Annotated in this window: 10 protein-coding genes; 9 read left to right on the top strand and 1 reads right to left on the bottom strand. The window is 58.4% G+C overall.

What is annotated here, in order from left to right:
- Positions 1-20: 20 nt before the first annotated feature.
- From OZX73_RS00460 to OZX73_RS00450, 3 genes are all read left to right on the top strand, one after another.
- The gene (locus OZX73_RS00460; protein WP_277149611.1) at positions 21-584 is read left to right on the top strand and encodes a DUF3566 domain-containing protein; all 564 of its coding nucleotides are present in this window, start codon (positions 21-23) and stop codon (positions 582-584) included.
- A gap of 335 nt (positions 585-919) precedes the next feature.
- Positions 920-2152 carry a VanZ family protein gene (locus tag OZX73_RS00455; RefSeq protein WP_277149609.1) on the top strand — a complete coding sequence of 411 codons (1233 nt, stop codon included), beginning with the start codon at positions 920-922 and terminating at the stop codon, positions 2150-2152.
- Between the two features lie 705 nt (positions 2153-2857).
- Positions 2858-4408, top strand: coding sequence for an ATP-binding protein (locus OZX73_RS00450; protein WP_277149607.1), 1551 nt, complete (start codon positions 2858-2860; stop codon positions 4406-4408).
- 111 nt (positions 4409-4519) lie between these two features.
- Here the strand turns inward: OZX73_RS00450 and gdhA are convergent, their stop codons facing one another.
- Complete coding sequence (gdhA, locus tag OZX73_RS00445) at positions 4520-5866, bottom strand: NADP-specific glutamate dehydrogenase (RefSeq protein ID WP_277149605.1); 1347 nt, start codon at positions 5864-5866, stop codon at positions 4520-4522.
- A gap of 449 nt (positions 5867-6315) precedes the next feature.
- Between gdhA and mscL the strand changes: the two genes are divergently transcribed.
- From mscL to OZX73_RS00415, 6 genes are all read left to right on the top strand, one after another.
- Positions 6316-6825 carry a large conductance mechanosensitive channel protein MscL gene (gene mscL / locus OZX73_RS00440; protein WP_277149603.1) on the top strand — a complete coding sequence of 170 codons (510 nt, stop codon included), beginning with the start codon at positions 6316-6318 and terminating at the stop codon, positions 6823-6825.
- A gap of 293 nt (positions 6826-7118) precedes the next feature.
- Positions 7119-8144, top strand: coding sequence for a helix-turn-helix domain-containing protein (locus OZX73_RS00435; protein WP_277149601.1), 1026 nt, complete (start codon positions 7119-7121; stop codon positions 8142-8144).
- A gap of 526 nt (positions 8145-8670) precedes the next feature.
- A complete protein-coding gene (locus OZX73_RS00430) occupies positions 8671-12618 on the top strand; it encodes a CshA/CshB family fibrillar adhesin-related protein (RefSeq protein ID WP_277149598.1) in 3948 nt (1315 codons plus the stop codon).
- 568 nt (positions 12619-13186) lie between these two features.
- On the top strand, positions 13187-16573 hold the full coding sequence (locus tag OZX73_RS00425) for a CshA/CshB family fibrillar adhesin-related protein (protein WP_277149596.1): 3387 nt from the start codon (positions 13187-13189) through the stop codon (positions 16571-16573).
- 516 nt (positions 16574-17089) lie between these two features.
- The gene (locus tag OZX73_RS00420) at positions 17090-20584 is read left to right on the top strand and encodes a CshA/CshB family fibrillar adhesin-related protein (protein WP_277149594.1); all 3495 of its coding nucleotides are present in this window, start codon (positions 17090-17092) and stop codon (positions 20582-20584) included.
- A gap of 1123 nt (positions 20585-21707) precedes the next feature.
- Positions 21708-25697, top strand: coding sequence for a CshA/CshB family fibrillar adhesin-related protein (locus OZX73_RS00415; RefSeq protein ID WP_277149592.1), 3990 nt, complete (start codon positions 21708-21710; stop codon positions 25695-25697).
- Positions 25698-25897: the final 200 nt, after the last annotated feature.

The following is a 25897-nucleotide window of genomic DNA, read 5'->3' as shown; positions in this document are numbered from 1 at the left end:
CGGCGGGTCAAGGAGAAACGATGAACGAAAACGTTGATGACAACGAGCCGCGCCAGGCCAAAAACAGTGGCGGCGATGCGGCGCAATCCGACCGCTCCCCCCGTGTCGCGCGTTCCGTTTTCGGGGAAAGTCAGAGCGCCGCGGCCCCCGCGAAGTCCTCGTCTTGGCCGTTGGGCAACGGCGATGGCGGCGCCGTCAAACGTCCGCATCCGCGCACCCCGCGTGCGCGCCGCATGAGCCTTTCGCTCACCCGTCTCGATGCCTGGTCCGTGGCCAAGGTGACGTTCCTGCTTTCCGTGGCTGGCGGCATCATCCAGATCGTCGCGGTCGCACTGATCTGGGCCCTGCTCAACGTGGTCGGCGTTTTCGACCAGGTCACGCAGATCGTCTCCTCGACCGGCCTTGACACCGGCGGCTTCAACCTGGCCAGCATCTTCTCGCTGGGCACGGTGCTGAGCGCCGTCACCATCCTGTCCATCGTCGAGGTCGTGGTGGCCACGCTGTTCGCGGTCATCATCGCCGCGCTATACAACGTTGTTAGCCAGCTGGTCGGAGGCGTGCACGTCACGCTCGGCGACGACTGATATCAAATACATTCGCTATACAATGCTCGCGGCTTCCATGGTTGCGGGCATTTTGCATTCAAGGCCGATGCCGAAGTGTTTCATAAGCCTTGTTTGCTTTGTATCCAGAGCTGATTTCGAAGCGAATTGCAGCGTTTCGTAAGCCTCGTCCACTTTGTATTCAGGACTGATGCCAAGGGAATTCGAAGTGTTTCATAAGCCTTGTTTGCTTTGTATCCAGAGCTGACGCCGAAGCGAATTGCAGCGTTTCGTAATAAACGCGTGCTTTGTATTCAAGACTGCTGTTGCGGCCGGCTCGCAGTGTTTCGTAAGCCTCGTCCGCTAGAGTGGCCGTTGTGATCGCCTACATCAGGAATTTCAGCACCTCGTTCATCCTCGCGATGGCGATCTGGCCGTTCCTTTCGGCCTTGCTGACCCTGCCGATTCTCGCGATGATGTACCACCGCTACCATCGCCTGCGTTCCACGGCGGTGCTCACGGCCTATCTGTGTGTGCTCTATGCGCTTGGCCTCGTCACGTTCACGCTTTACCCGATGCCCGACGACCCGGCGAAATACTGCCTGACGCACGCGCATCACCCGCAGCTCAATGTAATGCAATTCGCAAGCGATCTGGCGACGGGTGGCAAGGCCGCGGCGCTGCAGCTTTTGCTCAATGTCGTCTTCTTCATCCCGCTCGGTTTCGCGCTCACGCGTTGGGCCCGCTGGAAGTTCTACGCCGTGGTCCCCGCCGGGTTCCTGGTGTCCCTGTTCATCGAGACCTCGCAGCTCACGGGCGTCTGGGGCATCTATCCCTGTGCCTACCGCCAGTTCGACGTCGATGACCTGCTCACGAACACGCTGGGCGCGATCATCGGCTGTTTCATCGCGTGGATCTACGGGGCGCTGGTGCCGGTGCGCGAAATCGAGGACAAGCGCGAGGTCATCGAAAAGCCGGGGCTGTTGCATCGTGCCGTCGCGCTGATGATCGATTTGGTGTTCATCGCCATCGTCGACATCTCGCTGACGCTGGGCTCGATCTACCTCTTCCAGAAATCCTCCAGGTACCTTTCCAACGGCACGTACCTCTTCCTTGGCCACGCCTTCGGCACCGGCGTATCGGACGGCCTGGCCCAGTTCTTCACCCTGTTTTCGTTCGTCGTCTTCGAGGTGCTCATCCCCGTGACGCACCGCGGCCAGACGCTCGGCGGCCGGTTCACGCACATGAGCTGCGAGACCAAAGAGCGCCACGGCCTCGCCCGCGCGCTGTTCTACGTGGTGCGTCTGCTGGTGCTGGTGCTTGCCACGATGCTTTTCGCGGCCCCCACCCGCCAGCTTGGCGTGATCGTCCTGATCGCGCTGGTGGTCTTCTGGCTCGTCGCCCACCAAATGCCCTACGACCTCATCCCCGGCCGCGATTGGGACTCCGGCTACTATCACGACGGTGATGATTATCGAGATGATGGACGAAACAAAGTCGGTGGTGATGATCGTCGTGATAGTAACGGTTACGGGGGCAACGTTGCTGGTGGCTACGATAATGATGCCGGCGGCTATTACAGCAACAACCCACCTGCATTCCAGCCTTGAGGACGAGCAGCAACAGGTCATCACGATGATTACCGAAATACGTGGTGCTACAGAATCCTAAGTCACGGCTTGGTATCGGAATTGAAACACTATTTTGTAATACTATACATTTATATTGTAAAAAGGAAATCGTTAGAATTCCGAGGTTTGTGCGAAAAGTTTGCAAAATCAATCCGAAAATACAAAAAAAATTCGGCTATAAAGAACCAACAGGGCGCAAAGTGTGTTTTTCCACAATGTTGAATTCGCACAAGATGATTATAGTTCGGTCGAATTTGGGCATGCGTTAGGGGCGGATTAGCTTGTCTTGGTTGATGAAAGTATAGTTTTTGAAAACTTTTTTTGATGTTCGGCACATTGTGATGATTGAAATGTACAAGTTCGAGGCGTTTAAGAATAGATGTACTTTGGATTGCCGAGTAATTGCCGAGTAATTTCCTAGTATGTATTACAGTTTGCCCTGATTGGGATGACTGGATTTGTGAACATGTATTTGTGTAATAACCGCGATTTCAGGCCGATACCAAATATTTATTTATCACATATTTTCAGAGTTGATGGTTTTGGATGTTACTTGGAATAGTCTGTTAGAAGAAGATGACGGTGAAGAAAGTTGCCGAGTAATTGCCGAGTAATTTCCTAGTAAAATGAAGATTAATAATTATTTTAATGTCAAAATCGTGCATCTAGCAATCGTATAGAATTGTGGCAATTATCGTATTAATTGTTGCTGGCAAAGCAGGAGCGATTGAGGAAGAGATGACAATTGTGAAACATGGTGATAAGAAACAAATGATTGTTTCTTCTGATATCAATCAATTAATTTCCTTACCAGAGGGGCAGTATTTTGATCGGAAGAGTGCGCGTATTCATCTTAAAGATCTTGCACGGCATATTTGTGCTTTTGCCAATGCTTCTGGTGGAACTATTGCTGTAGGAATTGAAGATGACGGTAAGGTAAGTGGTTTCAAATTTGATGGTTCTCAGGATATTGAAGAACTCCAACGCTGTTATATCTTTCAGTGTGAACCAGCACCAATCGTTTCAACGCGTCATATTCCCGTGGTTAATGATAACGGTGAAGATGATGAAGTATTATTGCTGGATGTTGCTGCTTCAAATGATTGTGTGATTCATCGTAAAGATGACAAGAATGTTTATTTACGTGTCGGCGATAAAAGTGTTGCGCTGGCTCATAGCCAGATTATGCGTTTGGAATACGATAAGAATCAGCGCATCTTTGAAGATGAAGTAGTTCAATGGTCAAATATTGAAGATATTGATCATGAAGTGCTTGATGATTATAAACAGAAAATTCACGGCAGTGATCTCTCGGATGAGCAAGTACTTCGAAGCCGTAAATTCTTGATAGGGGATCATCTTACCAATGCTGGAGTGCTTTTATTTGCAAAGGATCCGACGCAATTCCTTCCTCAAGCGAGAGTGCGTGTCCTTCGATTTGAAGGTAATCATATGAGGACAGGTCGGCAAATCAACATTTTGAAAGATCAATCATTTGATAGTCCTATACCAAAAACGATCAAAAATGCATCCGCGTTGATATCAAGTATGCTCAGGGAGTTCCAATATCTGGGTGAAGATGGTCGTTTTGGAACCATTCCCGAATATCCTGAATTCGCATGGTTTGAAGGTCTGGTTAATGCTGTTATCCACCGTGATTACGCATTCCAAGGTGATTATATCCGTATCTCTATGTATGACGACAGGTTGGAAGTATTGAGTCCTGGTCCGTTGCCTAACATTGTCACTCTTGACAATATGCGTACTACGCGTTATGCCCGTAATCCGCGCATCGCCCGTGCTTTAGTAGAATTTGGTTGGGCTCGAGAACTTAATGAGGGTGTCCAGCGTATTTATACCGAGATGCAAAGTGCATTTTTGAACGATCCGGTTTATTCAGAACCTGAGCATGCGAAAGTTCAGCTGACTTTGGAGAATAGCATTACTTCTCGCGTGTTGCGCAACAATGATTCCCTCGAACGACAAATTAGTCCAGAAGTGCTTCATGCTTTGTCCGTATATGAGATGGCTGCAGTCCAGTTAGCTTATGCTGAGGGACAAGTAACGGTAAAGAAATTAACTGAACGCATTAATCGTAGTTCCAGAACAGTCCGAAAAGTTTTGAAGGGTCTGAGAGATAAAAATGTTCTGCAATGGCATGGTTCGAGTCCGAAGGATCCTTCTCAGTATTATTCCTTGAATGACAGGCTTGGTAAATCTACAGTTTCCGAGTAGTTTCCGAGTAGTTGCCTAGTATGTATTACTTAAATTTGAACTTAAACGAAAAGTAGGCCGCTGAGTAAATATCAGCGGCCTACTTTTAAAGTAACCAGACGAATAGGAAATTCAGCAGACGCCCTGGGCGACCATGGCGTTGGCTACCTTGACGAAGCCGGCGGCGTTGGCGCCGAGCATCAGGTCGCCTTCGTGGCCGTATTCCTTGGCGGCGGCCAGGGAGTTGGCGACGATGTTCTCCATGATGTCCTTGAGCTTGGCGTCGACCTCGTCGAACGTCCAGGAAAGACGATACGAGTTCTGGCTCATCTCAAGGCCGGAGACAGCGACGCCGCCGGCGTTGGAGGCCTTGGCGGGTCCGTAGAGCAGGCCGGCCTTCTGATAGGTCGAAATCGCCTCAGGCGTAGACGGCATGTTCGCGCCTTCGCACACGACCTTGCAGCCGTTACTAACCAGCGCGGCCGCGGATTCGCCGTCGACCTCGTTCTGGGTGGCGCAGGGCAGTGCGATGTCGCACGGAACCGTCCAGACGCCCTTGCTGCCTTCGTGGTATTCGGCACCTGGCACGCGATCGGCGTATTCCTTGATACGGCCGCGGTGGCCGAGCTTGATGTCCTTGACCACGTCGAGCTTGATGCCGTCGGGATCGTAGACATAGCCGTTGGAATCGGAGCAGGTGACGACCTTCGCGCCGAGTTCCTGCGCCTTCTCGATGGCGAAGATGGCGACGTTGCCGGAACCGGAGATGACGACGGTCTTGCCTTCGAAGGAATCGTTCTTCAAGGTGCGCAGCGCGGCCTGCGTGTAGTAGCAAAGGCCGTAGCCCGTGGCCTCGGTGCGGGCGAGCGAGCCGCCGAACTCAAGGCCCTTGCCGGTCAACACACCGGAATACTCGTTGCGGATGCGCTTGTACTGGCCGAACATGTAGCCGATCTCTCGCGCGCCCACGTTGATGTCGCCGGCGGGGACGTCGGTGAACTGGCCGATGTGGCGCTGCAGCTCGGTCATGAAGGCTTGGCAGAAGCGCATGACCTCGCCGTCCGAACGCCCGCGCGGGTCAAAGTCGGAGCCGCCCTTCGCGCCGCCCATGGGCAGGCCGGTCAGCGAGTTCTTGAGGACCTGTTCGAAGCCGAGGAACTTGATGACGGATTCAGTGACGGTCGGATGCAGGCGAAGGCCGCCCTTGTAGGGTCCGATGGCGGAGTTGAACTGGATGCGGTAGCCACGGTTGACCTGCACCTTGCCCTCGTCGTCGACCCAGGCGACGCGGAACTTGATGGCGCGCTCAGGCTCGACCAAGCGCTCGAGGATGCCGTTCTTCTCGTACTCCGGGTGTTTCTCCACAACCGGCTCCAACGTCTCGAAGACCTCGCGGACGGCCTGCAGGAACTCCGGCTGGTCGCCGTCGCGCTTTTCAACCTGCGCATAGACGCGCTTGACATAGTCATTGGTCAGCATTGATACTCCATTGTTGAGTGAATATTGCCGTTTTTATTGTAAGAATCTCGCGGGTTTGGTGAAAGGGCGAGTTCAAAAAAACCGCATGTTTTTTCATACCGTTAACGGAACGGAAACATAAATAATAACGTGTGATGCCACGCGCAATCCTTCCCAACCCGTCAGCCTAATTCGGGACGTAATTTGGAATCCGCCATCAATAAGCCGTTAGCGTGTGCTCAGTGGCTTGAATATGTCGGAAAGTTTTGGTTACGACATAATTGGGCCGTTGGGGAATACCTAATGGCTTATTTATGGCGGATTATGGGGTATATGGATTATAGCGGATGCAAAGCAAGCTGCTGAGGTGGAGTTCACCCTTTACGGATTGGGCGAAACAGGGCGCTTTGCGTATGGTGCCATGGCCCGAAACCGCTAGAATGTAAGTAATACGACGTTGGGAGGGCACGATGTTCAAGGGATTCAAGAAATTCATCTCGCGCGGCAACATGATCGACATGGCCGTCGGCGTGGTCATGGGCGCCGCGGTGACCTCCGTAGTCAATTCGCTGGTCAAAAACCTCATCAATCCTCTGGTCGCGGCGATTTTCGGCAAACCTGATCTTGATAACGTTCTTAAGTTCACGCTGAACCATAACGCCGTCATTTCCATCGGTGCGATTCTCGGAGCTCTGCTTAATTTTCTGCTGATCGCCATCGCTGTCTACTTCTGCATTCTCGTGCCGATCAACAAATTCCGTGATATGTCCGAAAAGCTGTTCAAAAAGCAGAATGACGAAGACGAGAAAAAGGAAATCAGCACCGACCAGCAGACCGTCGACCTTCTCAAAGAGATTTCCGCCGAGCTCAAGGACATCAAGGCCGGCGGCGCTGCGGTGGTTGGTACTGCGGTAGACGGCGGCGGTTCCGCCAGTGAAAAAGCCTCGGCAGATAGCGATAGGGGAGTGTCCACCAAGTAAGTCCGTCAAATTGCGTAAGTAATGATTACGCGGTAAGTCATTCATCATTCTCGTTTCGGTTGGCGCTTACGCGAGGGTTCGCCCGACGTAAGCAGGCACGATTACGCGCAAGTCATTTGTGTTTTGTTTCGGCTGATACTTGTGCAAGGGTTTGTCGACGTGTTCAGACATGGTGACCACATTTCAGTTGTCCAGGTCATTGGAAAAGGTTGCCCATCGGCGCGAATCCACTATGCTTGGTTTTTATATATGGTAATCGGATGGTTATCAGCGAAGGACGGTAGGGTTCGGATATGTTTGACCGCAACGAATTGCTGAACAACGAAAAGCTCAGGAACGTGCGTTTCGTCAAGTCCGGCAACGAGCCTCCGCGTACCGACACCCGGGGCGCCGCAGGATATTCGTCTTCCGGCCAGCGCACCCAGTCCGGCCAACAAGCCCAACTTGGTCAGCCCAACCAAGGCGCTGGCGAGGCGCAGACCATGGGCAATGTGCGTTTCCGCGACATTCCGGAACGCGGCAAGGTGGTGTCCCGCTCGGCGATCTTCCCCGAAGTGACGTTCTCCCACATGACCCTGCCGGCCACAGTGATGGACTGGAGACGCGAAGGGGCGGTGGCGAAAATGGCCACGATGACCTTCCTGCTCCACGGCCACGTCGAGATCGCCACGCAAGACAACCAGATCTTGAAGCGCCGTCCGGGCGTCTTCCTCATCCCGCCCGAAACCGGCGATGTCGTTTTCAAGACCGCGGCCTCCGCCAACGAGCTCATCGGCGTGAGCCTGTCCTCGCGCCTTTTCGCCACTATCCTGCCTGATTACAAGACCTATTCGATGATGGGGCAGAATTCCAAACTCGACGTCGTCTCGCTGCAGCCATTGCTCGCCTTCGTGGTCAGCGCCTGCAACCTCAACAACCAGCGCCCGCAGATGGTCGATACGCTGGAAACCGTGGCCAACGACGTCGCGCGCTCGCTGCTGATCGCGTGCTTCGGGCAAGGCATGAGCGTGATGCCGCTGATCGAGCGGGTTCGCAAATACGTCGCCGAGAACTACACCGATTCCGCGTTGAGCGTCACCAAGACCGCCGCGCACGAGAACGTCTCCGTGCGCACCGTTCAGCTGGCGTTGCAGGAGGCGGACACCAATTTCACCGCCCTCGTCCGCCGCGCCCGCACCGAAGCGGCGCTGGAGCTGCGTAAAAGCCAGCCCTCGCTCACCTTGGTGGAGATCGGGGATCGCTGCGGATTCGGCTCGGTCTCGTCCCTGCGCCGCGCGTTGAAGATCCATGAGGAAATGGAAGACGGCGGTGAGGAATAAGGCCGCAGAACCACATGTTGTGCGGTTGGCGAGTTAACGGTTGTTTCTGGGCCAGCCGCGATTTCTGTTTGCCATGCTTTTTCTATCCGTCATGTGTTTCCGCCAATATGTTTTACCTATATGAGGTCTGCAATAAGTAATGTGGGCGGGTTTGCCAAACGTTATTTCATTGTGATAAGGTCCTGTTTCCATATGCGTCGTTAATATCGGCGTGTCGGATTCCAAATTGTAACGCAAAAATAATTCTGAAGTGTCTATTGTATTGCACGGCACTTTTTTCACGGTGAATTTGTTATACAAAGACTGTATATTTGGCTTCACTTATCGCATAATATTTACAAACATCATTTCTGAAAAACTCCTTGTGTCATTGTTAAAAGTAGCTGAAAGTAGCTGAAATAGCTCACTTCCCGTGAAGTGAACCAAAAAGACAACGGGGGACAATGAAGTGTCTAAACATTCAACTAACCATCGAATATTCAAGAAAATATTCACCACAATCGCCGCTTTTGTCGGTGCGGTGGCCATGGTCCTGGCTGGGTTCGGATCGCTGACCAACACAGCGAACGCCATTCCCGCCTCCGGTGGCAACGGCCGTTTGGGTCCGGAAATCAACTGGGTCGAGTGGGGTGTCAGGGACGATGTGGTCACCGGCTCGAAGGTGACGTGGACCAAACCGCAAGCGGCCGGGCCGAACTATTGGATGTCGACGCGATGCTCGCTTGAACCCACGGCCGGCGCGGGTGACGCCCTCTCCTCGAGCAATAAGGTGGTGGTATACCGCCCGGGAACATACGGCGGTGATGGCTTGGCACAGATGTATTACAATCGAGGCCCGGGTCATACCAACATCATGGACACCGCGCTGGCGACGGCCGCCGATGGCGAGAAAGTGACGTTCGATTACGCTTGCTCGGCGTATCTGATCAATTCGCCGACCGACCCGACCAGCAATCTCAACGCCTCCACGAACACCGGCGGATCGGACTTCACGAACATCCCGTTGCAGGGCCTGATCTTCGCCGACGCGGAATCCAACAACTGGACCTATTTCCAGAGCGAGTACATCAAGGCCACGCCAAAAGACGGCGTGAGTCCCATCTGGCGTCTGATCGACAGCTACCGGACGCCCGGATGCTCCACGAATTCCATCGCCGAACTCAAGGCAAACACGATGCGTTTCCGTTCCGACGGCCCGCAGTGCGCGAATTCCGGCGGCACCGGTCCGTCCTCGGTGATGTTCCTGCAAGGTTCCACCAGCGCCACCGTGACGCTCAAGGGCGGCGGCAAGACGGCCGTGGCCTTGGGCAGCATCGTCTCGTCCGATTTCGGCGACGCCCCCGAGAGCTTCGGCGTGGCCGGCTCGATGTTCCAGCCCAGCTGGCTGGGCGGCGGGCTTGGCACCGGTGATTTGCCCAGCACCACTTACTCCACTCCTGCGTCCTACGATCCCGACACAACCATGGTCGGCGGTCAGCAGTTCAACCTTTCCGCCGCCAAGGACGGTGTGGGAAGCAACGCGCGCCTGCTCGCCGATACCGCGGCGCCGGACCCCAGGCTCGGTGCCAACGAGGACGCCGAGACGGGGCCGCATTTCGACGCCGACGCCGATTGGGATGACCTCAACGGCGACAGCGCCTTCGCCGGCGGTTCCGGTCCGGTGACCAACGACGAGGACAGCATCGACATCCCCTCGAGCACGCACGCCATCAAGGTGCTGCCCTCTACGGATGGCACATTCACGCAGAAAGTGCGATGTCACGGCAGCGGCGATGTGCGCGGCTGGATCGATTGGAACCATGACGGGCAATTCGAGGCGGCCCAGGCTACGTCACCCGGACAGAGGAACGCCGAGGCAAGTGACCAGGTGCCTTGCGTGGCGGACGGTTCGTCGCCCACCGGCTATTCGGCGAATTTGCGCTGGATTGTCCCCGGTGACTCCAAGCGCCAGATTTCCGCAGACGACGAGCCGTCGTATATGCGTATACGTATTACAAATCAGCAGGACCCAGGCGGCGGCATCATCAACATGCAGCCTACTGGCGTGACCAGTGGCTCGGGCGAAGTGGAGGACTACAAGGCCGACGTGCATGTGCCGACCATGAGTGTGCGCACCACGGTCGTCGGTGACCGCAAGGATCCCGCCGACCAAGTGACCATGAACATCAGGCTCACCAGTGGTGGCGCGCCAATCAGCACGGCCGCCACCACGGGGAACGTCGGTGGCTTGCAGCCGGTGCAAATCGTGCCTCGAAGCGTGGCTCCCAACCACGCATATGTCGTTGATACGCCGGTCACCTACGGCGGCAGCAGTGGACCGTCGTATTACAGACAGTCGATATCGTGCGTCGACTTGTCCAATGGCAGCGCTCCCGTCGCGGTGGATTCCAGCGGAAACCTGACCACGCCCAACGATTACGACACCAACGTGCAATGCGACTATGTACTGACACGTTTGGGCGATCCGGCATTGGTGATGAACACCGTGGTGCAGAACAACCACGGCGGCACCAAGAACGGCGATGATTTCGGCTTCGACGTGACGGGCGACACCTCCGGCACGCACGCGTTCCACAGCACGGACGGCACCGGTAGCGATTCGCATACGATTCCCAGAGACAACTATACGGTGACGCCCTCAGGGCTTCCCACGGGCTACGAGCAGGTCGGCACCATCACTTATGTCGATACCGATACGGGCTCGCCTGTATCCCTTGACCCGGTGAGCGGGAAACTCGTGTTGGCTCCCGGCCAGCACGTCACGGGCACGCGGGTGGTGCGTGACATGCCGGGCAAGCTGAAGCTCCATACGATCGTCAACAACGCCAACGGCGGGACGGCCACCTCCAACGACTTCAACTTCGATGTGACGCCCGAAGGCGGCAACTCAACCGACACGGTCAACTACACCGAAGGCCAGCAAAAAGAGGTCAACGCGCACCGATACACGGTCGTGGGTTCTTCGTTGACCGGTTACCAGCAGGATGGCGACATCACCTACACCGATGATGCCACCGGAAGCCCACTGACCCCGGTCGCCGCGATGATCGCGGTGGCCAACGGCCAGTCCGTCACCGGCGTGCGCAAGGTGTTCAGCAAGCCCGCGAACCTGACAATCATCACCAGGGTCAACGGCGGCACCGCGGTTCCTTCGGACTTCCCCGTGACGGCCACGCCTACGGGCGGCACGGCGGTCTCCATGCCAGACAGCACCGCCCATCCGTTCCGCAGCAACGACTACGCGGTCGCCACCGACCTGAGCGCGCGACCGGGCTATGTCGTCACCAGCCCGCTGAGCTGCGTGCTCAACGGCTCGGTGCCGGTGCCGCTTGCCGCGGGCAAGGTGCCGCTCAACTACGACCAGAACGTGGTCTGCACGCAGGAGCTGACGCCTGGCGTCGCGCACCTGACCTTCAACACGGTGGTGCAGGGCGACGGCACGGCGCATCCCAGCGACTTCGACTTCACGGTCACCCCGTCCGGCGGCAGCCCGGAGACCTTCACGGAGGGTGCCTCGCAGAACGCGCCCACCGGCAACTTCACCGTTTCCGGCTCCAACAAGCCCGATTACACGCAGGTCGGTGACATCGTCTACCACAAGGACACCGATCCCAGCGTCCCGCTGACCCAGGCGCAGGCCGAGGTCGCGATCTCCAACGGCGAGAGCGTCACCGGCGTGCGCACGGTGCGCAGCCACCAGCCCAAGCTGACGGTGCATCTCGAGCGCAACTACCGTTATGGCGGCACCGCGGCGGGCGACGGCTCCTACATCACCCTGGTCCCCTCAAGTGGCGGCACTCTGCCAGTGACGCTCGACGTGGGCCAGCGCGTCGCTTCCGGCACCTACTCCGTGCGCCAGTTGCTGAACGCGGGCTACAAGCAGACCGACCTCAAGGTCGCGCTCGTCAGCGGCACGCCGATCACCGTCAACCCGGACGGCACGTTCGTGGTGCCGCCGGACGCGGACGTCGTCATCACGCTGAAGGACGAGGACATACCGGGAACCTTGGAATGGTCCCGTTTCGATGAGGACGGTACGACGCTCTTGCCCGGCTCGACCTGGCACCTGAGCGGGCCCGGCGGAGCGAGCTTCGATGTCACCGATTGCACGGCATCCGTCTGCACCGGCCTCGACCAGGACCCGACGCCCGGCAAGTTCCGGGTGCCCGGCCTCGCGTGGGGCGAATGGACGATCACCGAGATCACGCCCCCGGCCGGCCACCAGCTCACCTCGCCCCTCCATCTGCCGCTTAACCCGACCGACGGCCTCTTGCAGCGCGCCTCGTTCCAGGACGGCCACAGGCCGCGCATCATCACGCCCGGCCCGCAGTCCACGGAACTTGGGGCCAGGCCGAGGCTCTCCCAGACCGGTTCGAGCGTCGGGGTCGTCGTCGTGGCGGCCGCAACCACCTCCGCGCTCGGCCTGTTGACGGCGATCGGCAAGACCATCGTGGCGCGTCGACGTGAGGAGTGAAATTAGCGCATGGCTGCTGATGGCCGCACGAATCGGGTCATCAGCCACGGTGCGCCATCCACGCGCGCATCGACTGGCGGTGAAGTAGAAAATAGCCACTAGCCCAAGTGGGGCAACGGAAGTCACTTTCCGTTGCCCCACTTTTTATTCGTCTCGGTCGGATTTATTTGGGGTTTATCGGCTTTTTGTGTCGGGTTTGGCCGGAATGTCTGGTTATATATGGCCCATCGGGCTTCGGGCGCTGCAGGCGAAGTGAAAAGAGCATTATAGTCCCAAAAACCATGTCGTGCAGCGCCCAAAGTCGGGCTGCTTCGTGCGACGGGTTTTGTGTTTCGTTTGCTTGTATCGGCAAAAGACCGCGGTTTACCTAATGTTTAGGTAGTTTATAACGATTAATCCTATTCATTTCGACAATCAGCAAACGCATGAGAAGTTTCATTTTCCGCATAATTGGCGGGCGACTATCATTTTGTGGCATTATCGAAGTAGCGTTTAAATAATTCAAAGGTGAGCTTTCTTTGATACAACGGTGACTCACCTTTCGCTACAAGTCTCAACGAGAGGAGACATGATGTTCAGACATAAAGGGTTGGCCAAGACTGCCGGCATTGTGGCCGCAGCCGCCATGGCCCTGACCGGCGCGATAACGTTCGCCAACACCGCGAACGCGAATCCGCCTAGAATCAGCCCGAGAGTCTCAGCCACCAGCGGCGACGGTCGATTGAGCGCCGCCATCAACTGGGTGGAATGGGACACAAGCACGGGGACCGCCTTCAGTGGCCATACCGCGAGATGGATGAAATCCACGGATGCCGGCAACGGATACTGGCTTAACACCCGTTGTGAGATAGACCCGAGCGGCAGCTTCCCGCTCAGCGCCGGCAATCAACTGGAATCATACCGATCTGGCGATTGGTATGGCGATGGTCTGGTCCAACTGTATAACAACAGGGTCTCGAATCCAGCCGACGAGAACACGTTGACCATCGGCCTGGCGAACGCGGCCCCGACGGCGAAGGTCAGCTTCCAATATTCCTGCACCGCATATCTCATCCAATCCGCGACACGACCGGTCTACACCACCGAGACCGTGCCTACCTCGCCGTATCAGGAAGTTCCGTTGCAAGGCATGGTCTTCGCCGATGCGGAGTCCAACAACTGGCAGGCGGGTGGCCAGCACGAATACATCAAGGCCACGCCTGTTCCGGAAGTCGGCAAGACGCCAAAGTGGCGTCTGATCGATAGCTATCGCACCACCGGATGCAACACCAACTCTGTGGCGGACCTCAATGGCGACACCATGCGTTTCCGTTCAGATGATGAGCAGTGCGCCAATAGTGGGCCTTCCAAGGGCCCGTCTTCGGTCATGTTCCTCGAGAATTCGGAGAAGGCCGATGTGGAAATCAAGGGTGGCGGCGTCACCGCCATTGCCCTTGGCGTCGTGGCGGCCACCGATTTTGGCGATGCGCCCGGGGTCAATCCTGGTGTCACGCCTTTACCCGGCGCGGCCAACTACAAAGTCGGCAGCGCGTTGATGCAGCCGCAATGGGAGGGTGGCGAGCTCGGTACCGATATCGTTTCCACCACTACCACCCCGAATGATCCTCAGGACCCTGATCCGGGTATGATCGGTTCGCCGATGTTCAACCTCTCGCAGGCGCGTGACAACAACAAGGTGGCTGATATGGCCGCTTCCGTGCCGAGGCTTGGCCAGTGGGAGGACCCGGAATCCCGGCGCCATTTCTCCACCAACGCCGATTGGGATGACCTGAACGGCAAGACCGATCCCTCCGACCCGTCCAAGGCGCTGAGCGACGAGGATGGGTTGGCCGCCGCGCCGCACAACAACACTCCGACTGATAAAAACGTCAAGATTCTGCCGACCAGTAACACATTCACCCAGACGGTCAGTTGCGCCACCGACACCGCCGCTGCGCGCGTGAAGGGCTGGATCGACTGGAACCACAACGGCGTGTTCGATGAGACCACCGAGGCGAGCGACCAGGTGCCTTGCGTGGGTTCGGTTCCGTCTGGTGGCAATTATTCCCAAGGCACCGCCACGCTCACCTGGACGATTCCGACCGACGCCAAGCGATCCGTGAAAGGCGAGACCGCAAGCGGCCAGACGTTCGAGCGCGTGCGCATCACCGGCGACACCGGCCCGCTCGGTTCCGGTACGGTTGGGACGCTTGCCGCTTCCGGCATCACCACCACCAATGGCGAGGTCGAGGATTACGCGGTCGACGTCTATATCCCCATGATCAGCGTGCTGATGAATCTGCCCAATGGTCGCCAAGACAGCACGGACCAATTCGCGATGTCCGTCAAGGATTCGGCGGGTGGCACTGTTGGCAATGCCACGACGACTGGCGGCGCCTCAGGCCAGCAATCGGCCCAGATCGCACCCACACGGGTCGACCCGAGCACGCAGTACACGCTCGCCGCTCCTCTTGACGCGGGTTCGGCCAGCGAAGAGAGCCGGTATTCCACCGAACTCAGCTGCCAGGACCTGGCCACTAATCCTGCTACGCAAGTGACGGTGACCAATGGCAAGATCACGACGCCGACGACATACGATTCCAATATCCAGTGCACGTATGTCAAGACGAAGTTGGCGAATCCAACGCTGAAGGTCATCACCCATGTCAACGGCGGCCACGCGACTCCGTCCGACTTCCCGGTGACGGTGACGCCGACGAGTGGCGGCAGCGGAACCGCGATGACCGATAACACCGCGGCCACCTTCGATGCAGGCTCTTACAAGATCGAGACCGACATGAGTGACAAGCCCGGCTACGAGGTCACCAGCGCGTTGAGCTGCTTCGCCGGTAGCACGCCGATCACGGTGACCGACGCGACCGCGGCGCTCGCCAACGGCCAGAATGTCGTCTGCGAGCAGACCGTGGCGCCAAAGACGCCGACCTTGACCTTCAAGACGGAGGTCGAGCGAGGCGACGCGACGCCCGGTGACTTCAACTTCACTGTGACACCGACCGTGGGCGGCGCACCGGTGACCTACGAGGAAGGTGTCGGGCAGGCCCCGCCGGCCGGAGGCATCGCAAGCGTCGTCGGTTCCAACAAGGCCAATTATGTTGAATCTGCCGCCATTGTGTATTACAAGGATAGCGATGTCAACCACACCACGCCACTGACGTTGGCGCAGGCCCAGACCGCGCTTGACAACGGCGAGAGCGTGACCGGCATCCGCAAGGTCACCACCCATCAGCCGAAGTTGACCGTCAAGCTCAACCGCGACTACCGTTACGGCGGCACGGAAGCGGGCGACGGCTCCAAGATTAAGCTGACCCCGCAGGGTGGCTCGGATCAGGATGTGACGCTCGACCAGCCTGAGTTCGTGGCTCCCGGCATTTATTCGGTCAAGCAGCTGCTGAACGCCGGCTACAAGCAGAGCGACCTCAATGTGAAGGTCAACGGGATCCCGATCATCGTCAACCCGGATGGTACGTTCAACGTCCCGTCTGACGCCGATGTGGTGATCACGCTGAAGAATGTGGATCAGCCTGGCACGCTGGAATGGTCCCGTTTCGATGAGGACGGCACGACCTTGCTGCGCGGCTCCATCTGGGAGCTCACTGGCCCTGATGGCTCGAAGGTCGAGGTGCAGGATTGCACGGCCGAGACTTGCACGGGCTTGGACAAGGATCCGACGCCCGGCAAGTTCCGGGTCACCGGCCTCAAGTGGGGCAAATGGACCATCACCGAGATCAAGGCTCCCGCGGGCCATCGCCTCGCCAATCCGATGACGCTCACCCTGGATCCCTCCAAGGGCCTGAATGGCTTGCTGAGGACGGCTTGGTTCAAGGACGGCACACACGGCCTGGCCACCACCGGTTCCGGGGTCGCGATGATCGTGATCATCGCCTTCGTCGCATTGGGACTTGGCTTCGCCGCATCGTCCGGCACCACCTCGGTGCTGCGTCGGCGTGAGGAGTGAACGCAAGCGCTGATGATGCCTACGGTTGGTGCCGGCGCTGACGGAGTCGGTGGTGGTGCCAGCCTGTGGTGAATGACGCGAATGGACGGCGAGGGTAGCGATACCCCCAGCCGTCCATTCGCGTATTATGTGTGAAGCGGGCGGTGTAATTGTTGTATATGGGTACGATTGTTGGTTTCATCCGTTTCTTCCATTGAAAATGTAATAAAATTGTAAAAATTAGGCAATGAATATTCGGATGTTTTGGGATTTTGGGCAATGTCTTACGAATGTAGCTCGGTTTGTTTTGGCAGTGTCAAACGTTGACGAATATGATATGATTCATTCATAGCTCAATATTTATAACGATTGATATTAATTCGTTGATTCCTAAATATAATTTGATGGCGTATTTTGTCTGTTAATTTTCACGCCTTATGTCGAACGTGGCATTATGGAAGTGATTCTTTGTAGTTCAAAGGCATTGGTTGAGAAGTCGATGTTCATCTTCAGAAGGTTCAATGAGAGGAGCCGAAGATGCGGGGGCATAGAGGCCTTGCAAGGCTGGCCGGGTTGGTCGGCGCGCTTGCCATAGGTCTGGTCGGGGTAGTGGTGTCGGGAACGGCGAACGCTGGCCCTGCACCGGTGGTTGGCCCGCAGGAGATGGCTACAGGCGGCCAAGGCAGGTTGCGCGATGCCATCAATTGGGTGCAATGGAGCGACACCGAAGAAGAGGACGTGACCACATCAAAGGTGGTATGGGCCACTCCAACCCAAGTCGGCAGTGATCATTGGTTCTCTACCAGATGCTCGGTGGTTCCTGCGGGAGGGCCTGGCGAGGAATACTCCGCCGCTCGTCCGATGAGGACCTACCGGACAGGTAGATGGCCAGGCGATGGTTTGCCATATATGTACAACCAAGGGGTATCTCCAGGGGGATCCACTTCCTCCAACACCATGGTGACCGGTTTGGAAAACAAAGACGACGGGGTGAAGCTTTCGTTCGATTTCAGCTGCTCCGCGTATCTCATCCCATCGGCCAGCGATCCGTCATCAACGTTGAATGAGACCACCAGTGTCGCTCCATTCACGGAAGTGCCGTTGCAAGGCTTGATTTTCGCTGATGCCGAGTCCAACAACTGGGTCAAATATCCCATCTCCGGCGGCGGTTATTACGAGCAAGAGGAATACATCAAGGCCACGCCGCAATCCAGCATTATCGGCCAAACACCCACTTGGCGTCTGCTTGACAGCTATCGCACTTCTGGCTGCGCCACGAACTCGGTGGCGGAGCTCAAGGGTGACACCATGCGTTTTCGTTCCGACGCTGCACAATGCGCCAACATGTTGCCTTTCTATACGCATAGCGGTCCGTCGTCGGTGATGTTCCTGCAGGGCTCGCAGCGGGCCCATGTGACGCTCAAAGGCGGCGGCAAGACCGGCGTGGCCTTGGGCAGCATCGCGCTCCCCGATTTCGGCGATGCGCCCGAAAGCTATGGCGTGGCCAGCTCGTTGTTCCAGCCGCAATGGACCGGTGGCAAGCTTGGCGCGGATATTGCTGGCACGTTATATAACCCCGTTGATATTCTCGATCCCGATACCACCATGGAGAATGGGCAGATATTCAATCTTTCGCAAGCCAGGGATGACTTTGCGACGAATAGCTCCAAACTTGCCGGGTTCAGCGAACCGACACCTCGTCTGGGCGTGCACGAGGATTCTGAATCACAGGCGCATCACTCCGCTGATGCCGATTGGGACGACACTCACGCTGACCAGGTCTCGGGCACTGTTCAGAACGATGAGGACGGCTTGGCGGATGCGCCTCGTGATGGCACAACCCACAACATCAAAATCAATCCGGATGCAACAGGCACGTTCACGCAGAAAGTAAGCTGCAAATCCACGGCGGACGCCGAGGTGAAGGGCTGGATCGACTGGAACCATGATGGGGCCTTTGACGATACCGACGAGGGAAGCGACCAGGTTGCGTGCTCGCTGGATCCGTCGAATTTATCTACGGGGCAATCAGCCACATTGACATGGCATGTTCCCGATGGTGCCCAGCCGGCAGTTAAGAATGAAGGGACACAAACCCAGTCGTTCGAACGCGTGCGTATCACCGATCAAACGGTTTCCATGGGCGGTGCCATCGTGCGGCTCACCCCGACCGGCGTGACCACGGGCGGCGAGGTCGAGGATTACGCGGTCGATGTGCATGTCTCGATGCTTAAACTTCAGGTGGACTTGCCTGGCGGGCGTTACGATGCCTCCGACCAGTTCAGGATGTCTGCAGAAGACTTGACGAACACCGAGGTCGCCAACGCCACTACGGCTGGCTCCTCGACAGGCGTGCAGGCCAACCATATCGGTCCCAAATATCTTGCCTATGGATCTGACTACACGGTTTTCGCCCCGCTTGCGGGAGGCTCGGTCAGCGGCGAGAACCGGTATTCCAAGAGCCTTTCGTGCGTTGACCTGGCCCATGGTGGCGTGGCCGTCAGTGTTGACGCCAATGGTAAATTCACGATGCCGGCGGATTCCAACGTACAGTGCACCTTCACGCGTTTGAAACGTTCCAATCCTACGTTGCAGGTGACCACGCATGTCAACGGCGGCCATGCGACAGCCGGCGATTTCCCGACCTCTACCAAGCCTTCTGTTGGCGGCTCGTCGACGTCATTGCCTGACGGTTTTCCTGTGTCGTTCACGGAAGGTTCCTGGAAGATCACAACGGACATGTCCAACAAACCGGGCTACGAGGTCATGAGCGCGCTGAGCTGCAAGATTGGCTCCACTCCGGTGAGTGTGACGGCCGGCACGGTGGCGCTGACCAACGGCGACAACGTGGTGTGCGAGCAGACGGTGACGCCTCGTTCGGCGACCTTGACGCTCAAGACGGAGGTTGAGCGCGGCGACGCGCAGCCAAGCGATTTCGACTTTAGCGTTGCTGCTGGCTCCAGTCCGGCAACGACCTACACGGAGGGAGTGGCGCAAACGCCGTCGGGCAGCATCGGCAGCGTCACCGGTTCCTCCAAGGACGGCTATGTGCAGGACGGCGACATTGTGTATTACAAGAATACCGATGTCGCACACGCCAACCCGATGACGTTGGCGCAGGCGCAGATCGTGCTGGACAACGGCGAGAGCGTGACCGGCATCCGCAAGGTCACCACCCACCGCCCGAAGCTGAGGGTCCATCTCGACCGCGACTACCGCTACGGCGGCACGGCCGCGGGCGATGGCTCTAGGATCACGCTGACCCCACGGGGTGGTTTGGAGCAGAACGTGACGCTCGACCAAGACGAATACATGCCGGATGGCAGCTATGCCGTGGCCCAGTTCCTCAATCACGGCTACAAGCTCACCGATATCGAAGTGACGGCGGGCGGCGCACCGGTCACGGTCAACTCGGACGGCAGCTTCGTGGCGCCTCCGGATGTCGATGTGGTCGTGACCCTGAAGAACGTGGACATGCCCGGCACGCTGGTATGGTCGCGCACCGACCGGTTCACCGGCTTGTTGCTGCGCGATTCCGAGTGGCGGCTGACCGGTCCTCACGGCGAGGTGGTCGACGTGCAGGATTGCACCGAGGCGACCTGTACTGGAATGGATCAGGATCCCAGGCCCGGCCAGTTCCGCGTCACCGGCCTTCATTGGGGCGGCTGGACCATCGCCGAGACACGTGCGCCTGTGGGCTATGGGCTCACCGGGCCAAAGGCGTTGACGTTGGATCCCTCCGATCCCGCCAGCACGCCGGACGGGCCGCGCCAGAGTACGTTCTTCGAGAGCGGCGACCCCGTGAGTCATGAGCCAGGGCTTGGCGGACTTGGGCAAGTTGGACTGGGGCTTGGCGGGTCTGGGAAAGGTGGGTCCAAGGCGCGTGGCAGGCACGGTGCTCGTTATGTCGGGCTTGTCTCCACTGGTGCTGGTGTCACCATTGTCGTGATGATCACATTCGTGACGATGGGGCTCGGCTTCGTGACCGCAGTCGGCACACACATGGCCTTGCGTCGGCGCAAGGAGTGGTGAAGATGCCTTTGATTGGCTTTGCGCTGGCGGCAGTAATCAATAAAAATCCTGTGGGTGGCTGATGGACATGATTCCATCGGCCCGCCCACGTATGTAAAGGGTGGGTGGGAGCCGGCGGGGGAGGTTGGTTTAGGTTTGTAGCCCCCGCCGGCGCCCGGTTGGTTCCCGTCCGGCGGTGTCGAGGCCGGCCGGGAAGTCTTTCGTTTCTCTGCCATGGTGTTTGGCCGCGTTTTTTGCCCATCAGATAGACGAACACGGCGCACCGGAATACAGAAAATGTGTTTCGATTTTGGGATATAGTAGGCATCATCCAACGTGGGCGGTGAAGGCCCGCCAGAAACCTTGATGACAAGGAATCCCTGGCAGACTTCCGATGCTTGTACGGATGAAGAAGGGTGCCGCATGGGAGGGTTTGGTTTGGGTTTGTTCCCATGCGAGCACCCGAATCGGTCCCGCTTGGCTGGGTGTTAAACATACCAAGCGGGAAGTCTTTAATTATGTGGTGCGTGTTGCTGCGGCGATGAGACCGTTGCGGTGTCGCGTACCTTGGTGGTCGTTCGTGAGCCTGATATCCGTATTGCGGTTTAGGTTCAACCAACGAACGCATTAACTATAACACATTAAATAGGCATAAATAGAATAAATGTGTAAAAATTAAGATTAAGACATGGCAGTTTATTAATCGGTCTTTAAAAATTTGTCGTTAAGGCTCAGCATTTACGTGAGTTTTGCGTGATACTGATAGACGATTTTTTGCAATCTTCTTTGAAATCGTTTTCGGCGTGTCGTACAACGCGTTATCGCTGGATCTTCATCGAGTCATGGCGGAGTGCGACCGTTGAAAGGCCGGCAGCGCCATCCTGCCGTGGTTGGGGCGTATTGTCTTACGCTTGTGTCGGGAATAGATATTTTCTTTGTTTTGCATGGTTTGCTGCGAAATCAATATGACTGTGTCTTGTTTGCTGGGCAATGCGGGCGGATTCGGCTTCTCCTATTGCGAAAACGAAAAGACGGTGTATGAACCGTGAGAAAGTTATAGAAGGATAAGAAGATTTAAAAACGGATAATACTCTGTTTTGCGCGCACATCTGAGATAGGGGACGAAGAAGTGTCTAAACATCGAATGGCACACGGCAGACTGGTGAAAGCGGCGGCGACCATCGGCGCCGTGGCGATGGCGTTGGCGGGATTGGTGGTCGCCAGCCCCGCGAACGCGACTTCGGCGACCGGCGGCAACGGCCGTATGCTCCCCGACATCAACTGGGTGGAATGGGGCGCAGAGGGCAGCCAGATCACGGGTCCTAAGGTCACGTGGACCACGCCCGTCGAAATCGGTTCGGGGCACTGGAGCTCGACGCGATGCGCGCTGGCCCCTTCGTCCGACCCCGCTACCGCGATGTCCTCCTCACTGCCGATCCAGGCTTACCGCACCGGCGTGTACAGCGGCGACGCGCTCGCACAAATGTATTACGAAGGTGGTTCCGGCTACACGAACAAGATGACGGCCGGGCTGGCCAATGTCAACAACCGCGAGACCGTGAGCTTCAACTTCAGCTGCGCGGCCTACCTGATTGACTCGGGGACCACCCCGACGCTTAATGACGGCACCAACACCTCCGCTCCCGGCTTCCATTCCGTCGCGTTGCAGGGCCTGGTGTTCGCCGACGCCGAGTCCAACAATTGGACACGGCACCAGCAGGAATACATCAAGGCCACGCCGACCGTCGGCAGCCCTACCTGGCGTCTGCTCGACAGCTATCGCAACCCCGGATGCACCACAAGCTCCATGGCCGAACTTAACGGTAACACGTTGCGGTTCCGCTCGAACGGGCCGCAATGCGCGAACCGTGGCGGCACCGGGCCTTCCTCGGTGATGTTCATGCAAGGCTCCACCGGCGCGACCGTGACGCTTCGTGGCGGCGGCGAGACGGCCGTGGCACTCGGCAGCATCGTGGCGTCCGACTTCGGCGACGCCCCCGCGAGCTACGGCGCCGCGGGCTCGCTGTTCCAGCCGACCTGGCAGGGCGGCGCGCTCGGCACCGATATTTCCGGCACGCCTTATAACTTCCCTGATCCGATCGATCCCGACTTATCCATGGTCGGAGGGACGCTCTTCAACCTTTCGGACGCGCGCAATACCGCGAGTACCAACCCGAACCACGTGGCGAGTTTCGCGCAACCAACTCCGAGGCTGGGCGACCGCGAGGACTCCGAGGCCGAGCCGCATTTCAGCTCCGGCGCGAACTGGGACGATGCCCACGGCGACCTCGACTCCAGCGGCCATGTGATCAACGACGAGGACGGCGTCGACATACCGCCGGGCACCAAGGCCATCAACGTGACGCCCAACTCATCCGGTATCTACCGGCTGACAGTGAGATGCCACGGCACGGGCAATGTGCGCGGATGGATCGACTGGAACCACGACGGGACGTTCAGTCCCCAACAGGCGACCGTCGGCGGCACGGACGTGACCGCCGAGGCCAGCGACCAGGTGGCCTGCTCCACCTCCTCCAACACGGCGACGCTGACCTGGCAGGTGCCGGACGACGCGCAGAACCAGATCTCGGCCCAGGGCAATCCCTCGTACTTGCGTTTACGTATTACAAATGACCCCACCTCCAATATCCAGCCGACCGGCATGACCGGCGGCTCCGGCGGCGAGGTCGAGGACTACAAGGCCGACGTGCACGTGCCCACCCTGAGCGTGCTCACCAACATCGTCGGCGACCGTAAGGCTGGCAACGACCAGTTCAAGATGACGGCGCAGGCCGTGACCGTCGGTTCGACGCGTAACCTCGACGCGACCACGACCGGCAGCGAGAACGGCATCCAGTCCGTGCAGATCGGGCCCAGAAGCGTCTCCCCGAGAAGCGAATACGACATCACCGACGCGCTCGCGCCGCTTTCGCCAAGCGCGCCGGGGGACTATGCCCAAACCGTCAAATGCGTGGATTTGTCTGACAATTCCACGGTCTCCATCAGCCCGGGCGGCAGGCTGACGATACCCAATAACTACGATTCCAATGTGCAATGCACCTTCAGGGAGAAGGCCTTCCCTGACCCCGCGCTGACGCTGATAACGGTGGTGCATAACCGCTATGGCGGCACCAAGACGCCCGGTGACTTCACGTTCACCGCGACCACGCCGGGCCATTCCTACTCATACAGCAACACCGCCGGCGGGGACTCGCACAGGGTCGCCGCGGGGGATTACACGATCACTGGCTCGGCTTTGCCCGACGGATACCAGCAAGTGGGGCCGATCGAATACGTGGACGACTTCACCGGAGCGCCCCCGACCATGGTGGGCGACGGGCCGCAATTGAGGCTCAGCCAGCATGTCATCGGCACGCGAGTTGTGGAGGATATGCCCAGCCACCTCAAGCTCAGCACCGTCGTCGACAACAGCGAGGGCGGCACCGCGCGGCCCAGTGATTTCAACTTCTCCGTGACGCTTGACGGCAGGGACAGCGTCGATCAGACGGTGTTCACCGAAGGTGCGCAGCAGACCATCGACGCCGGCAAATACACCATCAAGGGCGAGGATCTGCCCGCGGGCTATGCGCAGGACGGCCAGATTTCGTATTACGATGACACCGCCCATTCCGTGATCACGCCTGTGAACGAGCAGATCGTCATCCCCACTGGCCACACCGTCACCGGCGTGCGCACGGTGCGCTCGAAGCCAGCGAAAATTGAGATGATCACGCACGTCATAGGCGGAGGCGACGCGACCGCCGCGGACTTCCCGATAACGATCACCCCGACCAGCGGCGCCCCGCGTTCCTTGCCGGATAGCACGACGCTGAGCGTGCCCGCCAGCACCTATACGATTTCGACCGACAGGTCCATCGAGCCGGGCTACAAGGTCTCGCGCGACCTGAGCTGCGTGGTCAACGATTCCGAGGACATCACCATCACCAGCGACCAGGCCGACCTGCCCAACGACCAGAGCCTGGTGTGCGAGCAGACCGTGGAGCCGCAGACAGACGAGACGCTCACCTTCGAGACCAACGTCACCGGCAACGGCGACGCGCGGCCCTCGGACTTCACCGTTGCCGTCTCGCCGAGCGCGGGCGGTGGGCCGACGCAGACGTTCAGCCAGGGCGCCGCGCAGGTGCCGGACACCACCCATTTCACGGTGGCTGGCTCGTCGCGGGCCGATTACGCGCAGGACGGCGACATCGTCTACTACTTGAACAGCGACGTTGCGCGGGCGCATCCGCTCACGCTCGCCCAGGCGCAGCAGGCGTTGCGCAACGGGCGCGACGTCACCGGCGTGCGCACGGTTCGGGGGCACCAGCCCAAGCTCACCGTGCGGCTCGAACGCGACTACCGCTACGGAGGCACGGCCTCGGGTGACGGCTCCCGGATCTCGCTGGTGCCGCGGGGCGGCTCCGCGCAGGCCGTGACGCTCGACGTGGCGAAATTCGAGACTTCCGGCACCTATTCCGTGCGCCAATTGCTCAACGCGGGGTACCGGCAGAGCGCTCTTCAGGTCGCGCTGGCCTCCGGGGCGCCGATCAGCGTCGCCTCCGATGGCTCGTTCAGCGTGCCACAGGACGCCGATGTGGTGGTCACGTTGAAGGACGTGGACCTGCCGGCGACGCTTTCCTGGGCGCGCACCGACCCGAGCGGCAGGCGGCTGTTGCGCGGCTCCGTGTGGAGGCTCACCGGGCCTGACGGACAGAGCTTTGATGTACGCGACTGCACCTTCGCCGGCTGCACTGGGCCCGACGAGAACCCGGTGGCTGGCAGGTTCCGGGTCACCGGCCTCAAGTGGGGCAATTGGACGATCGCCGAGATCCGCGCGCCTCGCGGCTACCGGCGCTCACCGGCCTTCACACTTTCGATCGGCGCGGCGCAAGGCGAGGACGGGCTGAACACGTTCGTCGCCTTCCGTGAGGGCAAGGCGCCCGTGGTGCGCCGCGGCACCAACGCCGAGAACTCCACTGACTGGATACTGGGTCGGGGCGGGCTCTCTGAGACCGGTGCCGCGGTGGCGCTCATCGTCGTCATCGCCGTCGTCACGCTGTTGCTCGGCCTGGCCATCTCCGCTGCCGTCAAGCGCCACGGCAAACCGCAGGAGCACGCCGCCCATCGGCGGTGATTGGTTCTAGTGGTGCTGATTGGTGCTGCCGATTGCCTCTCGCGGGGCGTCGGCGGCTAGTCGGTGCTGACTAAGGCTGGCGCTGACACTGATCGGTAGCGTCCATAAAAAACCAGCTGGGACGGCAGGGCTCTCATCCTCCTGTCACCCCAGTTTTATGCCTCAAACCCACTGCGAAGTGTCGTATCCGTAAGTTTTAA

It is taken from the genome of Bifidobacterium sp. ESL0775 (assembly GCF_029395475.1).
GTDB lineage: Bacteria > Actinomycetota > Actinomycetes > Actinomycetales > Bifidobacteriaceae > Bifidobacterium.
This window is presented reverse-complemented; position numbering and strand designations above follow the sequence as displayed.

Coding starts and splice junctions, on each gene's coding strand:
- mscL (WP_277149603.1), top strand. CDS start 6,316: ATGTTCAAGGGATTCAAGAAATTCATCTCGCGCGGCAACATGATCGAC.
- OZX73_RS00460 (WP_277149611.1), top strand. CDS start 21: ATGAACGAAAACGTTGATGACAACGAGCCGCGCCAGGCCAAAAACAGT.
- OZX73_RS00420 (WP_277149594.1), top strand. CDS start 17,090: ATGCGGGGGCATAGAGGCCTTGCAAGGCTGGCCGGGTTGGTCGGCGCG.
- OZX73_RS00430 (WP_277149598.1), top strand. CDS start 8,671: ATGGTCCTGGCTGGGTTCGGATCGCTGACCAACACAGCGAACGCCATT.
- OZX73_RS00425 (WP_277149596.1), top strand. CDS start 13,187: ATGATGTTCAGACATAAAGGGTTGGCCAAGACTGCCGGCATTGTGGCC.
- OZX73_RS00415 (WP_277149592.1), top strand. CDS start 21,708: ATGGCACACGGCAGACTGGTGAAAGCGGCGGCGACCATCGGCGCCGTG.
- gdhA (WP_277149605.1), bottom strand. CDS start 5,866: ATGCTGACCAATGACTATGTCAAGCGCGTCTATGCGCAGGTTGAAAAG.
- OZX73_RS00435 (WP_277149601.1), top strand. CDS start 7,119: ATGTTTGACCGCAACGAATTGCTGAACAACGAAAAGCTCAGGAACGTG.